We start from the raw sequence: 14,971 nt of genomic DNA, 5'->3' as shown, positions 1-14,971 counted from the left end.
GGTTACTACGCTCCCTACGGTCGCCTAGTACTGTTCATCATCTGCTCTGTTCCGCATTGCGGACCAGTCGCAGTGATTCACAGCAAAAAACACGTCCGTCCCTGGCAAGGGACGAACGTGTTCGTGGTACCACCCAAATTTTAATTGTCGTTAGACAATTCTTTGATGATCGGTAACGGGATCAGGCGTCGTTCTCTACTTGAGTCTTTGGATAATCGGCTCTTTAAAGAACGCAACTCACAGATGATCTGATTTCTTACAGGGTTTTATTTGGCTTCCACTCTCCCAAACTCGCTTGAAAAATATAAGAAATTTTTCTGTTCTGTGTCTTAGTTGTTATCTGTTTTGTTCAATTCGTCTAATAAGTTTCTCGCATCATCTAATGTTTTCACTTCAGGGCTTTCGCTTACATCAACGATTTTTTCATCTGATTCAACAACGTCCACATCAAATGTGTCCACTGCTTCTGAGTTTACTCCAGAACCATTTTCACTGTCAAGTTCTTTTGATAAAACTTCTCTGATTACTTGATGGGAATCTTGCACGTAGCTTGAAAATGGCGCCAAAATCTCTTCCCACTCGGGGCTCTTCACTTGTTCTAATTGGGTTTGTAACATAACCAATAAGTTGTTGTGGAAGACTCTGGTTTTCTTCTTCAAGTCATTTGTTTCTGTTGCCAATTGACGGGCATTGTCTGTTGCATCCGTTAAAATCTCTTTGGCTTTTTCTTCCGCTGAGGTCATCAAGGCATGGGCATGTTTTTCTGCAGTAGCAACCATTTCATCCGCACGGTTTTGGGCAGACGTAACGATCACTTCTGATTCTTTGCTTGCGCTTGTTTTTACTTTATCCGCGGTATCTTGAGCCACGATGATGGATTGGTTCAAAGCGTCTTTCAGTTCATTGAAATACTCTAGTTTTTCTTCGGCGTGTTTCAATGATTTCTCTAACTCGCGATTGCGTTGAACCGCTTCTTCATAATCGCGGACGATCATATCCAAAAAGTCATCGACTTCGTCTTGGTTGTATCCTCTCATTTTTACTGAAAAGTTTTTATTTTGAATGTCTAATGGAGTTAATGCCATATTCTATACACCTCTTTGATTTATTTACGTAATACACCTAATAACAATCTAACTTTTTCTTTTTTCGTGGTTCCTTCTAACCCCTGTATTTGAATCCGACCAAATCCTCTTACTGAAACGATATCCAGTAAATCCAGAACAAAATCTGGTCGTAGTGCTTCTGTCCAGTTTACTTTTACTTTTCCTGATTCGATCAACTGTTTCGAACGCTGACGTGAGATGTTGTATACGGCAGAGATCACTGTATCAAGACGCAATGAACTAACCGTTTCTCTTTCCTCGGTCCAGCCATCTTTAGGAACGATCAACTCGGTGTATTTTGTTTCTTCCAAGCGCACCGAGACGTTTCCGATTTTATCCACTTGGAGTTGGATAAAATGACTGACTTCAGCGGCAACGAATACTTGCCATATTTCACCATCGGAAAGAATGTCTCCAAAGTATTCCCTCTTGACTCCAGTCCCCATTAACGTGCCTAAAACTTTTCCATGACTCAACACCGTAAATTTTTTCGGGTATTGAATCGTAAACAAAGTCATGTCAAACTCATCGGTGGTGGGCTCATAATAATCGGGATAAATCAAACAACGTCGTCTTTCAGCAGCTTCGTAACCACCAAAAAAGCGGAAGCTTAAATCCGTTGATTGACGAATCAAGCTTTCTAAAATATACGCTTGTCTCGGATCTAAAAAATCAGTTAAGTAAGGCGCATACTGCATTTGCACTTGTTCGATCCATCCTTGAGCGGAATCAATAAAAGGGCGTTCATCGTTTCGAAAATGTTGATAGACATTTGCGTTCACCGATAACCACCCCTTACGTTAAAATAAAATTGATTGTAAGATCAATATCAATGCTTGTGATGCTAGCTGTAAGACGATAATTGCAAACGCAATCGTAAAATCAATACCAGCAAAACTTAATTTCAATCGATCAAATAAACTCAAATACGGTTCACACACTTTTGCTAAGAAACGGCCAAAAGCGGATTGATACCCTCCTGGAAACCAAGACAAAAGTGCATAGATCACTAATAAAATGGTATACAGATAAACAGCATCACTTAGTAATTTAACGAATCTCAAAAATAAAATTGGCGTTCCTCCTCACTTTAGATATCAAAAAAATTGGTATCTGCTAATGTTTGGGCAGTGCCTTCAATTTCCATACCCTTAGGCGTGCAAAGAAAAATTTCATCGCCAACACGCTTGATATCACCATCTTCAGCGTACACTGTTCCTGTTAAAAAATCAACTATTCGACGAGCTTGGTACTCTTCAATTAAATGAAAATTAACAAGTACAGCATCCCCATTGATGACCTGCTTGGCAATCCCCATCGCTTCGGAATAGACGCGTGGCTCTACGATCGTTATTTTACCAGCTGCTTGTGCGGGTGTTTCTTTTGCTTTTGTTTCTTTGACTCTCGTATTGCTTCTTTGTTGTGCCATCGGAACGACTTTTTCTTCTGTCTTCGTCACCGGTCTTACCCGTTCAGCCGCAGCTGAGGCTTGTTGATAGACAGCTGCTTGTGGTTGCTGTCTGTATTGATAGGCTTGATTTTGTGGTTGACTTGTTGTACGTGTTGCCGCTTGGCCAGATGCATACGTATTCGTGGTTGCTCTGGGGGCTGTAAAAGCTCCTCCTTGGTTCACAGCTTGTTTAGACGCTGTGCGTGCCGGTTCTTCCGTGGCAAATGTTTCTTCGTAGTAATCTTCTTCGTCAGTCAATCCAAAAAAATTGGTCAGTTTCTCTTTGAGCGACATCGGTCAACCTCCTTTTTTATTGAAATAATGCTGTTCCTACACGAATAAATGTTGCACCTTCTTGAATCGCAATGGGAAAATCATTACTCATTCCCATACTCGTTTCTAAGCAAGGGGCATGTGTAAGATGCAGGTCAGCGATCTGTTGTTGAATCCTTTTTAATTCTTTAAAAATCTGATGCTGCTCGTCTTTGGAAGCAGTGAGCGGGGCCATCGTCATCAATCCAACAACACGAATTTTGTCGAACGAAGCAAGTGCTTCAATAAAAGCCATTACCTCTTCAACAAAAATCCCTTGTTTCGTTGCTTCCTGCGAAACATTCACTTCCACAAAGCAGTTGATCGGATGCTCTGCTCGTTTTTGAATTTCTTGTGCCAGTTTGATTGAATCTAACGCATGGAAAAAATCAATCTCATTTATAATTGATTTTACCTTTCTGCGTTGCAAATTGCCAATAAAATGCCAACGGACATCTGGATAATCCTTTAGTGCTGCCTTCTTTTCAAGTAGTTTTTCTACTCGATTTTCTGCACAATCCCGCACACCATTTTCTAAAAGGACTCTTGTTGTTTCTGTATCGACGGATTTTGTCACAGCTGTCAAACAGACATCATTGGCATTTCTAGAAACAAGAGCACAAGAATCCTGTATCTCTTGCTGAATCTTGTGCAAGTTCTCAGAAATCATGTGCTCTGCCCCCTAGCGTTTACGACGGAAAAATGGTGGTGTGCTTAATTCGTCGTCATCATTCGAACGTACTTCATCACGGCTGAAGGTATCGAATTCTTTCTTTTCTACATTTTCAAATGTGTTTTCTTCTACTTTAGGTCGTACATTTTGTTCTTTGCGGATATCCCAATCACCAAAGCCATTGCTTTCTTCTGCTTGCGCTGGGCGTGCTTGATCCATATCTAATGTTGGTTTTTGAGGGATAGAATGAATTTGACCTTGGCTTTGTCTGCTAGAGCGAGAACCCCGTTCTTTTTTTGAAGGGTCAATGCCGGTTGCAATGACTGTCACACGGATCTCATCGCCTAAGTCTTCATTGATTGATGTACCTAAGATAATGTTTACGTCGCCTGTTGCCGCATGAGCGACGATATCAGAAGCATCTTGTGCTTCAAATAAAGTCATATCCAATCCGCCAGTGATGTTCAATAGCACTTGTTCTGCGCCATCGATCGACGTTTCTAGTAATGGTGAAGAGATCGCTTTTTTCGTTGCTTCGATCACACGTTCTTCCCCGCTAGCAACACCGATTCCCATCAAGGCTGTGCCTTGATTTTCCATTACTGTTTTCACATCAGCGAAGTCTAAGTTGACATAACCAGGTGCAGTGATCAAGTCTGAGATCCCTTGAACCCCTTGACGCAAGACATTGTCTGCTTCACGGAATGCTTCAAGCATTGGCGTTTTCTTGTCAACAACTTCTAATAAACGGTTGTTTGAGATGATCAATAAGGTATCGACATTCTCTTTTAATTTAGCGATGCCTTCAGCCGCAAAACGGCCACGTTTTGGTCCTTCAAAAGTAAACGGACGAGTAACGACACCGACTGTCAACGCGCCGATTTCTTTAGCGATTTTTGCTACGATCGGTGCAGCACCTGTTCCGGTTCCGCCACCCATACCAGCGGTAATGAAAATCATGTCTGCGCCTTCTAATGATTCGCGAATAGAATCTTCACTTTCTTCCGCTGCTTTTTGACCAACTTCTGGTTGAGAGCCAGCACCAAGTCCGCGGGTATATTTAGGGCCTAATTGAATGACTGTTTCTGCTTTTGAGTTTTTTAACGCTTGAACGTCAGTGTTGGCTGCAATAAATTCTACGCCCTTGACATTTTCTTCGATCATACGATTGACTGCGTTGCCGCCACCGCCACCGACTCCGATGACTTTGATCACAGCGCCGTCATTGATGTTATTATCAATTGAAAATTCCATAATTTATCTTCCTCCTGAGAATCGTTTTAGATTATTCAAAGATATTTGAGAAGAAATCTTTTACTCGGTTTGTGATCGACTCACCTTTTTTCTCTTCTTCTGCTTCTTCATAAGTTTCTTCTGGCGCTTCATATTGTTCGTAATGCACTTCTTGTTGTTGAATAGCAACGGGCTGTTGCGCCACTGTTTTTTCACCAGTGATCGCACTTTTGGCAAGCTGGTACACTTCGCTTAAGTTTGCCGAATAGTCAACGATACTGATCACATTCGTGAAAACAGGATTTCTAAGTCCCATATGATTAGGAACGTAAAGCTTGACGTTTGTTTCGAATACTTCTTGAGCAAGATCTACGACACCAGGAAGACTTGCAGCGCCACCAGTCAAGATCACGCCACCCGGTAAATCAAGTCCATCGATTTCGTCTAGGACTTCTTTTGATTTGGTGAAGATTTGTTCCATACGGGCTTCAATGATTTCTGATAAATAGCGTTCATCGATTTTCACTGGTTCTGATTTTCCGATCACATCAACCGGAAATTCTTCGCTGGCTGAAGTGCGTTCAGGATACGCATCCCCATAATTGATCTTCAATGCTTCTGCATTGTTGAAAGAGGTATTTAAAACCGTCGAAATGTCTTTTGTGACAAATTCGCCGCCCTCTTGGTTCACATGGGTGAATTTCAATTGCTTGTCGTGCATCGCTGCTGTGGTTGTTTGGCCGCCACCAATGTCGATGACGATCGTACCAAAATCTTTTTCACCGTCTGATAAAATCGATTCCGTTAGTGCTAATGGCGTAATGACTACTTCATTAACAATCAGACCAGATTTTTCAACACATTTGCGAATGTTGTGAATGATGGTTTTTGGTCCTGTATACACAACACCAAACATTTCTAGGCGAACCCCGATCATGCCACGAGGATCTTTGATTCCTTCAAAACCATCAACGGTAAATTCCTGCGGTAAAATAGCAATGATCTGTCTTTCAGGAGGGGTAGAACGAACGAGTGCTGCGGAGGCAACATTACGCACGTCTTCGTCGGTGATCTCTTTTGATTCACTATTGACAGCGATCATTCCTTGACAATTTTCCACTTCAAGAAGATTGGCTGGTACACCAACACTTACACTGCGAATTTGAATTCCTGCTTTTTCTTCTGCTTGTCTTACTGCTCTTTGAATGGCTTGTACCGTTTTATCGATATCTACAATGATCCCACGGTTGATTCCTTCTGATTTTGCATTACCTACACCAATGATATTCATTTGGCTGTCAACGTATTCGGCTACTACAACTTTTACAGATGTCGTACCGATATCAAGGCCAACATACATTCCCGTTTTTGCCATGGATGGGGTTCCCTCCTACTTAAATTGGATATATAGCGAACCATCACAGTCCGTTTTTAGAGTTCATTCGAATAATTTGTTCACTGTTACCAATTCTACCATATAATGGCGCTTTTTAGAAACAAGTTAATGAAAAAAACTCTTGAATTTTTCCTAAGAATCACTATCAGCTGTTTGATTTTCGTCTGCATCGTCTTCTTGTGTATTTGAAATTGGGTAAGTAAAGATTCCAACTTCCATATCCACAATACTGTCCTCGGTCAAATCTTTGGCAATTTGCGGATAATACTGCATTTGACTCACCATATTCGAAATGTTGACGATCACTTGATTGCCATCATTCATAAAGAGAGTCAGCAGCTCATCATTGCTGTCACGGGGGGTGTATTTGATTTGAGAAACGCCATCGCGAATTTCTGAACTTAATTCTTGATAGGCACTAAGTGTTGCTTTGATTTTATCTTCAGCCGAAAAATTTTCTAAAACCGGCAATCCTTCCACTGGCTGCTCACTGATTTCATCTAACACAACGCCATTTTCTAAAACCGGCGCATAGCCACCATCTTGGGCTAGTAAAGCAACTTCTTGAAATTCAGTGACAGTGATATCGAAGCGATTGATACCAGATAGAGAAATTGAGGCATTTTTTATACGTGGCAATTCTTTTTTGATGGCAGACACGCTTTGATTACGTTCGAAAAATTGCGGCCACATCTCTTCATTGACGGTTAGGTCCGAATTTTCGAGAATTGCTTCTGCGGATACTTCATGATTGCCTTTGACGACCACATTCGCCAAACGACTAAGGGGCGAAACGAAATACAAAACAATCAATAGAGGAATCATCAACAATCCAATAATCAAGGCTAAACGGCGAATCAACACTTGGTTGCGGTACGCCTTTAGGTTAGGCAGCCGATCAGCAAAGGAGCGGGCCTTATTTTCTGGCTCTGGCAATGCTTCCTTCTCATCAACTAACTCTTCCATTGCTTCATCTGCTTCAAAAAACGCTTCTTCTTGCTCGTCTTCATGGTCTTTGGACGTATCTTCTGTTTCTTCAGGAGCAGGAGAAGACCAAGCTGGCTGATTGCCTTTTTCTTGCAAATACTTTAGATTTTCTTTTTGCCAAGGGGTCAACTCTTCCGTTGACGAGGGGGTTTGATCATCATGAGGTGTTTTGTCTTTACTAATGATAATCGCTCCTTTCTATCCCACACATTGTACTATTTGATTACCTCTTGCACAAGTCGAAATAATCGTTCTGAGGCATCGCTGATCCCTTGTTCTTTTGAGGCTTTTGCCATCTTACTACGAAGGGCTTCATCTTGCATGATACTGTCTACTGCTTCCACGAGGTTTTGACTGTTTAGTTCATGATCGGCAATCATTTTGACTGCTCCTGCATTGGCTAAACTTTGGGCGTTCTTCGTTTGGTGGTCATTGGTCACATAAGGACTAGGAATCAAAATCGCTGGAATCCCTAATGCAGTGAATTCTGCGATCGATGTGGCTCCTGCTCGTCCAATCAACAAATCACTATTTGCCATCACTTCCGCCATCTGATCAATGTAAGGGCGAATACTGATATTAGGAAAGGCATCTTTTGACATGCCGATTTTTTCTTCGATCTCTTTGTAATACCGTTCACCTGACGCATAGAGAAGCTGATACTCTTTTTGAGCAAACAGCGGCAGCGCATCAATGATCGCTTGATTGATTTTCAGTGCTCCTTGACTCCCACCAAAAACCAAGACCGTCTTTTTCGCCGGATTTAAATCGTAGGAAGACAAGATCGCTGACTTTTGACTGTTGCGTACTTCTTGACCTCTGGGATTCCCCACCAGCACCGTTTTCTTCGCTGGAAAGTACTGGGACGCATCGTGAAAGGCAATGGCGATTTTGTCCACATATTTGGTTAGAAATTTATTCGTGATCCCGGGAACACTATTTTGTTCATGAATAATTGTAGGAATTTTCAACTTCGCTGCAGCAAAGACCACCGCGCCAGAAACGTAGCCGCCGGTGCCGATCACCACATCCGGTTGAAACTCCTTGATGATTTTTTTGGCTGCGTAATAACTTTTCATGAAAAGTTGGATCGTTTTTACATTATCGAAGGACAACTTACGCTTAAAGCCTTGGATTTCTAATGTTTTAAAAGGAATACCTGTTGGAGGGACGATTTTATTTTCCAAGCCCCTTGTTGCACCAATGTATAAAAATTCGGCTGTCGGGTCAATCTCTTTTACATAATCGACAAAAGACAACGCTGGATAAATATGTCCGCCAGTACCGCCGCCAGTCACAAGTATTTTCATATCCGTCACTCATTTCTATTTAAGTTCTGCTACTGCCGCCATAAATTTGTCGCCGCGAACTTCAAAATTAGGGTATTGATCCCAACTTGCATTCGCAGGTGACAATAAAATAGTATCTCCAGCAGCACTTAAAGAAAAGGCTAATGGGACGGCTGTTTCAACATTGTCTGTCATTTCAATTGTTTTTACCCCTGCTGCTTGAGCAGCAACGGCTAATTTTTCCTTTGTTTCACCAAACAACACGATGGCTTTTAGCCCTTTTAGTGCGGGAACTAAGTCATCAAAGCTGTTCCCCCGATCCAGACCACCTGCCAATAAAATCAGTTTCTCATTGTCAAAGCCGCCTAATGCCATTTCTGTGGCTAGAATGTTTGTTGCTTTGGAGTCATTGAAAAATTTCACCTGATTGATGGTGGTGACATACTGAGTCCGATGGGGCACGCCTGTAAAGGTTTGTAACGCTTGCTTAATGGCTTCGTTTGGCATATCGCAAAGTTTACCGACAGCAATCGCTGCTAATGCATTTTCAATATTATGATCTCCTGGCACGCCAAGTTCATCAGCTGCCATAATCACTTCTTCTTTATAATAGAGGATACCGTCAAGCATGTACGCGCCTGCTACTTTTTCCTTGGTGGAAAAAGGAATGATTTGCGCTTTTGATTTTGCCGACAGTGCTTCTAGTTCTGGCTGGTTCCAGTTGATCACCAAATAATCATCTGCAGTCATTCGCTGTTGCAACCGCCACTTTGCTAGGACATACTCTGGACGACTGCCATGGTAATCGATATGGGCTTCATAAATATTGGTGATCACGGCAATTTTTGGTCGCAAAGTATCGATCCCCATCAATTGGAAGCTAGACAATTCCATGACTAATCGGTCTTCCGCTTTGGCCGTTTGAGCAACGGAACTTGCAGGAAACCCAATGTTCCCAGAAAGCAGTGCCTGCCCTTTTTGCATCCCTGCGTTTAAGACATTGGCGATCATGGTCGTTGTGGTGGTTTTTCCGTTCGTACCAGTAATGCCGATAATCGGAGCCTCAGAGATTTGATACGCTAGCTCCACTTCCGTGATTACAGGAATTTTTTTCTCTAAAGCTTTTTGAACAAGGGGCTGTGAATAAGGGATTCCGGGATTTTTCACAACTAACGAAAAGCCTTCATCCAATAATTCGATTGGGTGGCTGCCAGTGATCACTTTGACCCCTAACGCCAAAAGATCTTGTGCTTCGGGATTTTCAGCAAATGGCTTGCCGTCATTAACGGTCACAAGTGCGCCCAAATCATGTAACAATTTGGCCGCACTGAATCCACTACGCGCTAATCCTAGCACAAGAACTTTTTTATTTTGATATGTTTTAATTTTTTTCATTTTCTTCATCTCCTACCATACAAGGGCTATTGTGAGCAACGAGCAACCTAACGCAATACACCAAAAAACAGTGTCGATCTTCCACTCAGACCATCCGCTCATTTCAAAATGATGGTGGATGGGTGACATCTTGAAGATTCGTTTGCCCGTTAATTTGAATGAGGCAACTTGCAGCATCACGCTTGCTGTTTCACAAACATAGACCAGTCCGACAAGCAAGAGGGTCCATTCTTGGTGTAAAAGAATCGAAATTGCTGCCAGCAGACCGCCTAAAGCCAGCGAGCCGACATCCCCCATAAAAATTTTAGCCGGTTTGCGATTGTACGGAAAGAAGCCGATCAATCCGCCAATGATTGCTAGACAAACGATCAATACATCAATTTGATCTTGCCGCCAAGCAATCAGTGCGTAAGTTGAAAAAGAAATCGTGCCCAGTCCTGCGACCAGACCATCGATACCGTCGGTCAAGTTGACTGCATTTGAAAAACCGACCAGCCAAAAGATGACGAACACTCCGTAAAAGATCGACAGTGGCACATCGATCCCAAAGAAATTTAACACGTCTGCATTGCCTTCCGCTCGAAAAACAAAGTAAAAGACGAGTCCGCCTAAAATTTGTCCAATCAATTTTTGCAGCGAGTTTAAGCCCATATTTCTTTTGCGGAAAATCTTGATGAAATCGTCAAGAAATCCTAATGCACCATAAACCAAGGTAATGAACAAAAGAATGAACAATGAAGCAGTCAGTTGATTTTGCCATGCCCCTACCCAAATTGCAGTGATCATTGCAGAAATCAAAAATACAAACCCACCCATCGTTGGTGTACCAGCCTTTACGTTATGCCATTTAGGGCCGTCACCACGTATTTCCTGTCCGTATTTCTTCATTTGAAAATAGCCGATAAACAAAGGCATTGCGGCTGTTACGATCGCAAAGCCGCTTGCCAAAGGTAATATCATCTCTGTCCATTCCATATCGTTCTCTCCTATTATTCTATTCGTTTTCGCTTAGTGTAAACTTGATCGATTGTCCCGATAACTCAGTATAAGGCTCCACGCTCTGTTTGGTACAATAGCCGTCCCCTTCAAAACTGACGTCCACATTCAACAGACTGCCAAATTTGATCAAATCTGCTTTGGACCAGGAGGTCGTATCAGGCATGTAATACTTGTCGCTATCCGTAATCAGCAGTACCCGTCCGCCAGGCATGATCGAAGTGCCGCTGTCAACGGACTGTGCGATGACCTTCTCGCCATCACCGATGACAACAGGGGTCAACCCAGCTTTTTGAACGTCAGTTGCCGCTGATTCTGTATCAAGATTACGATAATCCCCTACAGTCGTTTCACTACCAGAGGTTGAACTATCTTCTAATGCAGAATTTTTTAGATCCATGACTCGTTTCATCAATGGATTGGCAATTTCACCCAACACGGTGCTTTCGTGCTTCTCTGGTAATTTGATCGTCAAATACAAAATATATTCAGGTTCTTCTGAAGGAAACATCAAAACAACAGAATACAGATAATTGGTACCACCAGACAAATACTTACCGGTCGTTGGATCGGCTACTTGGGCTGTCCCCGTTTTTGCGGAAATATTGTAGCCCGGTAGTTCATAGACACCATAAGCACTTCCGTAATTTTCACTTTCGACAACATCACGCATATATTCCCGTACTTTTGTTGCCGCTTCTTCTGTGATGGGATGGCCAACTTCTTCTGGTTGTGTGACCGTTTCTTCTCCTGTATTGCCATCAACGATTTTACTAATAAATTGTGGTTTCAACATCGTTCCGTTATTTGCCACCGACGTAAAGGCCTGCATCATTTGGAAATTCGTCACACCAATCGCTTGACCAAATGACGTCATCGCTTGGCTGACAGGGTTATCCTCTGGTGTGATCCCAGTATTTTCGTTAGGCAATCCTGAATAGGTACTGCGACCAAAACCAAATTCTTTTAAGTATTGTTGCCAACGATCTGCCATTCGCTGTTCCAAGGTCACCATTCCAATATTACTCGACCATGAAAGTGCTTGGCGCATCGTCAGTGTTCCTTTTTGACCGAAGTCCCAGTCGTTGATGGTTGCATCATAAAGTTTCATTCCATCAGGGCTTGGGGTAAAAGTTTCGTTTTCATTAAAGATCCCTTGATCGATCGCTGCTGCCGTCGTCAAGATCTTCATGGTTGATCCTGGCTCGTAGTTGTCCTCAACTAATAGGTTTTGCCAATCATTGATGGAATCCAAATTTTCTGGATTATAGGTTGGTCGTTGCGCCATCGCCACGATCTCACCCGTTTTTGCATCCATTAAGTTCGCTGTTAAGTTTTCTGGTTTATTTTCTTTAAAGACACTGTCCATCAGCGTTTCCAAGTAGCTTTGGATTCGACTATCAATGGTCGTATAGACATCTTTTCCATCCACCGCTGCAACAGTTTCGGCTACGGTTCCTGGCAACGGATTTTGATTGTTGTCTTTTTGATAAACGATCTCGCCATCAGTCCCAGAAAGCACGTCATTGTACGCAGCTTCTAGCCCGGTTTTCCCAACTAGACCAGTATCGTCATCATTGGCAACAGCATACCCGATAAAGTGAGAAGAAAAGACACCATTCGGATAAAGTCGAGCTGGATGGCTGTCAAAATGAAAGCCAGCAATCCCTTCTTTTTCCATTGCATCTTCAATCGCATTCTTTTGTTCTAATGTAATATTGTTTCCTTTGCTTCCAAAAGAAACACGCCATAATTGTTGTTCAAGCCCTTCTTCTAATGTATTGACTGCTGTTTCTTGGTCGATAGACAATACATCCGACAAGATTTTGCCCAATTTATTGAAGTTTGCTTTTTCTGCAAAAAGATTCTTTTTGCCATCTTTGTAATTTTGGTTCAAAACAGCGTAAATTGAATAGGAAGTCACATCTTCAGCAATTGGAATCCCATTGCGGTCATAGATCGTTCCACGTTTCGCTTTGATGACTTCACTGCCTTCATAAAGATTTTTCGTTTTTTCAGCTAAGGAAGTCCCAGCGACATCTCCGACAATGACGATGTAGCTCAAACGCGTGACAAACAAAAAGAACAATCCAATACTCGTAGCAAAGAGAATAATACCTACTTTTTTGCGATTGTTCGTTGTAGTTTGATTGTTCTTTTTTAAGTATTGCTTGAATTTATCTGTTAACTTCATTTAGTCCACTTTCCTTAAATTGCCGTCATCGATCGACAATCCATTATCCTCAGCAATCTTTTGGATGCGCTCGGTTTTAGAAAGTTCATTTTTCTCTTGTTCCAACTGTTCTGCTTGTGTTGTTTTTTCATTGATATCCGATTGGATCAAAGAAATATCGTGTTCGACTTGACTGATATTGGTTCGAATATTGATGGTCAAGATCGCCAACGTCAATACAGAGATGATCACAAAGGCAGCGATCAGTTTTTCCAGAGTAGAAATGCTTTTTAACCGACGAGCCGGAGATGCTGGTACGCGGATGACCTCAGGACGCTGGGGATCAGTAGGCAGTTTTTCAGTTGTCGGTTCAGAGTGTTCCATAGGTTGTGATTCAAGTGGTTCTCTGAATTCATAGTCATGAACTTTTAGTTCTGCCATAGTTGTTACCCTTCGCTTTCCTTGATTTTTTCCGCGATTCGCAGTTTCGCACTACGAGAACGATTATTTTCAGCTACTTCTTCCTCAGTTGGAAGTAGTGGTTTTCTTGTTATAAGTTTAAGTGTTGGTTGGAATTCTTCTGGTATCATCGGCAAACCTGGCGGCATATCCTTCGGTGTGCTGTATTCCTTGAACATCGATTTCACGATGCGATCTTCTAAAGAGTGAAACGTGATGACACTCACACGTCCGTTGACTGCTAAAAGATGAATCGCTTGTTCAAGTGATTCTTCAATCACACCTAGCTCATCATTGACTGCAATGCGAATGGCTTGGAAAACCCGTTTTGCAGGGTGTCCGCCTTTTCTTCTTGCTGGCGCAGGAATGGCTGTTTTGATGATATCGACCAACTCACCCGTTGTTTCGATTGGATGATCTTGTCGCACCCGCTCGATTTCACGAGCGATTTGTTTCGAGAATTTTTCTTCTCCATAACGGAAGAAGATTTTGACTAATTGGTGGTAGTCGAATTGATTGACTACTTCATAGGCAGTCAATGCTGCAGTTTGATCCATCCGCATATCCAGCGGTGCATCTTGGTGGTAGCTAAAGCCGCGTTCGGCTTCATCTAATTGGGGTGAGGAAACACCTAAATCGTACAAAATCCCATCGACTCGGCTCACACCGTGTTGATGCAATGCTTCCTTTAAATAGCGGAAATTACTTTTAATGAACGTAACCATTCCTTTAGCAACATATGGTGCTAAACGTTCTTTCGCATGATCGATAGCAGTTTGGTCTTGATCAAAAGCAAAGAGATGTCCCTCTTCAGACAGTTGCGACAATAAATATTCACTATGACCGGCTCCACCTAATGTACAATCGACATAGACGCCTTCTGGACGAATCTTTAACCCATCAACGGTCTCCTGTAGCATAACGGTGTAGTGTTGAAAATCTGCCATGTGTTTTTTCCTCTTCCTATCAAGCCTATAAGCCAAAATCAATCATTGTTTCAGCAATTTCATCAAAGTTTTCTTCTGCTTCTTCAGAGAATGCTTGCCAGCGCGTTTCATCCCAAATCTCGATTCGGTTTGAAACGCCGATGATCACACAGCTTTTGGTAAGGTCTGCATGATTTCTCAATGTAACTGGGATATTGATTCGTCCTTGTTTATCGATTTCGCACTCTGTTGCAGCAGAATAAAAGAAGCGGACAAATGTCCGAGCGTCCTTTTTCGCTAAAGGCATTTCGTTTAGTTTTTCTTCAAGTTTTTCCCATTCAGATAAGGGGTAGCCAAATAAACAGCCATCTAATCCACGTGTCACAACAAATTTTTCTCCGAGTTTTTCTCGTAGTTTTGAAGGGACGATTAGTCGGCCTTTTGCATCTATCGAATGTTGAAATTCACCCATAAACATCGATAAATAACCCCCGATCTCCACCTGATATTCACAGTCTACCACAATCCCCCACTTTCTACCACAAATTATATGAAATTTGAAAGGGAAGTTGTTTG

15 protein-coding genes and 1 other annotated feature are annotated in these 14,971 nt (G+C 42.2%); all 15 genes read right to left on the bottom strand.

What is annotated here, in order from left to right; genetic code table 11:
- Nucleotides 1–104: 104 nt before the first annotated feature.
- Nucleotides 105–334 (bottom strand) — a binding site (T-box leader).
- On the bottom strand, nucleotides 330–1,085 hold the full coding sequence (locus A5883_RS03250; RefSeq protein ID WP_005228824.1) for a DivIVA domain-containing protein: 756 nt from the start codon (nucleotides 1,083–1,085) through the stop codon (nucleotides 330–332). (Overlaps the previous feature by 5 nt.)
- 20 nt (nucleotides 1,086–1,105) lie before the next feature.
- Nucleotides 1,106–1,888 carry a YlmH family RNA-binding protein gene (locus tag A5883_RS03245; protein WP_010749763.1) on the bottom strand — a complete coding sequence of 261 codons (783 nt, stop codon included), beginning with the start codon at nucleotides 1,886–1,888 and terminating at the stop codon, nucleotides 1,106–1,108.
- Nucleotides 1,889–1,906: 18 nt separating this feature from the next.
- On the bottom strand, nucleotides 1,907–2,170 hold the full coding sequence (locus tag A5883_RS03240) for a YggT family protein (protein WP_005228822.1): 264 nt from the start codon (nucleotides 2,168–2,170) through the stop codon (nucleotides 1,907–1,909).
- A 26-nt stretch (nucleotides 2,171–2,196) separates the two neighbouring features.
- Nucleotides 2,197–2,850 carry a cell division protein SepF gene (locus A5883_RS03235; protein ID WP_010749764.1) on the bottom strand — a complete coding sequence of 218 codons (654 nt, stop codon included), beginning with the start codon at nucleotides 2,848–2,850 and terminating at the stop codon, nucleotides 2,197–2,199.
- A 16-nt stretch (nucleotides 2,851–2,866) separates the two neighbouring features.
- The gene (locus A5883_RS03230; RefSeq protein WP_074536072.1) at nucleotides 2,867–3,538 is read right to left on the bottom strand and encodes a YggS family pyridoxal phosphate-dependent enzyme; all 672 of its coding nucleotides are present in this window, start codon (nucleotides 3,536–3,538) and stop codon (nucleotides 2,867–2,869) included.
- A gap of 12 nt (nucleotides 3,539–3,550) precedes the next feature.
- Complete coding sequence (ftsZ, locus tag A5883_RS03225; protein WP_005228816.1) at nucleotides 3,551–4,795, bottom strand: cell division protein FtsZ; 1,245 nt, start codon at nucleotides 4,793–4,795, stop codon at nucleotides 3,551–3,553.
- Between the two features lie 31 nt (nucleotides 4,796–4,826).
- Nucleotides 4,827–6,149 carry a cell division protein FtsA gene (ftsA, locus tag A5883_RS03220; RefSeq protein ID WP_005228814.1) on the bottom strand — a complete coding sequence of 441 codons (1,323 nt, stop codon included), beginning with the start codon at nucleotides 6,147–6,149 and terminating at the stop codon, nucleotides 4,827–4,829.
- A 153-nt stretch (nucleotides 6,150–6,302) separates the two neighbouring features.
- A complete protein-coding gene (locus tag A5883_RS03215) occupies nucleotides 6,303–7,286 on the bottom strand; it encodes a cell division protein FtsQ/DivIB (RefSeq protein ID WP_086337988.1) in 984 nt (327 codons plus the stop codon).
- Nucleotides 7,287–7,372: 86 nt separating this feature from the next.
- The gene (gene murG / locus A5883_RS03210; RefSeq protein ID WP_010749767.1) at nucleotides 7,373–8,467 is read right to left on the bottom strand and encodes an undecaprenyldiphospho-muramoylpentapeptide beta-N-acetylglucosaminyltransferase; all 1,095 of its coding nucleotides are present in this window, start codon (nucleotides 8,465–8,467) and stop codon (nucleotides 7,373–7,375) included.
- Nucleotides 8,468–8,482: 15 nt separating this feature from the next.
- Nucleotides 8,483–9,841, bottom strand: a complete 1,359-nt coding sequence (gene murD, locus A5883_RS03205; protein ID WP_086337987.1) for a UDP-N-acetylmuramoyl-L-alanine--D-glutamate ligase — start codon at nucleotides 9,839–9,841, stop codon at nucleotides 8,483–8,485.
- 12 nt (nucleotides 9,842–9,853) lie between these two features.
- Complete coding sequence (gene mraY / locus A5883_RS03200; RefSeq protein ID WP_010749769.1) at nucleotides 9,854–10,816, bottom strand: phospho-N-acetylmuramoyl-pentapeptide-transferase; 963 nt, start codon at nucleotides 10,814–10,816, stop codon at nucleotides 9,854–9,856.
- Nucleotides 10,817–10,835: 19 nt separating this feature from the next.
- Entirely contained in the window at nucleotides 10,836–13,031 is a 2,196-nt protein-coding gene (locus tag A5883_RS03195; protein WP_074933471.1) for a penicillin-binding transpeptidase domain-containing protein, read from the bottom strand.
- Entirely contained in the window at nucleotides 13,032–13,451 is a 420-nt protein-coding gene (ftsL, locus tag A5883_RS03190; protein ID WP_005228796.1) for a cell division protein FtsL, read from the bottom strand.
- A 5-nt stretch (nucleotides 13,452–13,456) separates the two neighbouring features.
- Nucleotides 13,457–14,416 (bottom strand): 16S rRNA (cytosine(1402)-N(4))-methyltransferase RsmH, encoded by a 960-nt coding sequence (gene rsmH, locus A5883_RS03185; protein ID WP_005228794.1) that lies wholly within the window; start codon nucleotides 14,414–14,416, stop codon nucleotides 13,457–13,459.
- Nucleotides 14,417–14,441: 25 nt separating this feature from the next.
- A complete protein-coding gene (mraZ, locus tag A5883_RS03180) occupies nucleotides 14,442–14,873 on the bottom strand; it encodes a division/cell wall cluster transcriptional repressor MraZ (protein WP_005228792.1) in 432 nt (143 codons plus the stop codon).
- Between the last annotated feature and the right edge of the window lie 98 nt (nucleotides 14,874–14,971).

This window comes from Enterococcus sp. 5B3_DIV0040 (genome assembly GCF_002140755.1).
In the GTDB taxonomy this organism is placed as follows: Bacteria; Bacillota; Bacilli; order Lactobacillales; family Enterococcaceae; genus Enterococcus_D; species Enterococcus_D casseliflavus.
The sequence above is the reverse complement of the archived record's forward strand: the minus strand, read 5'-3'. Positions and strand labels throughout refer to the sequence as shown.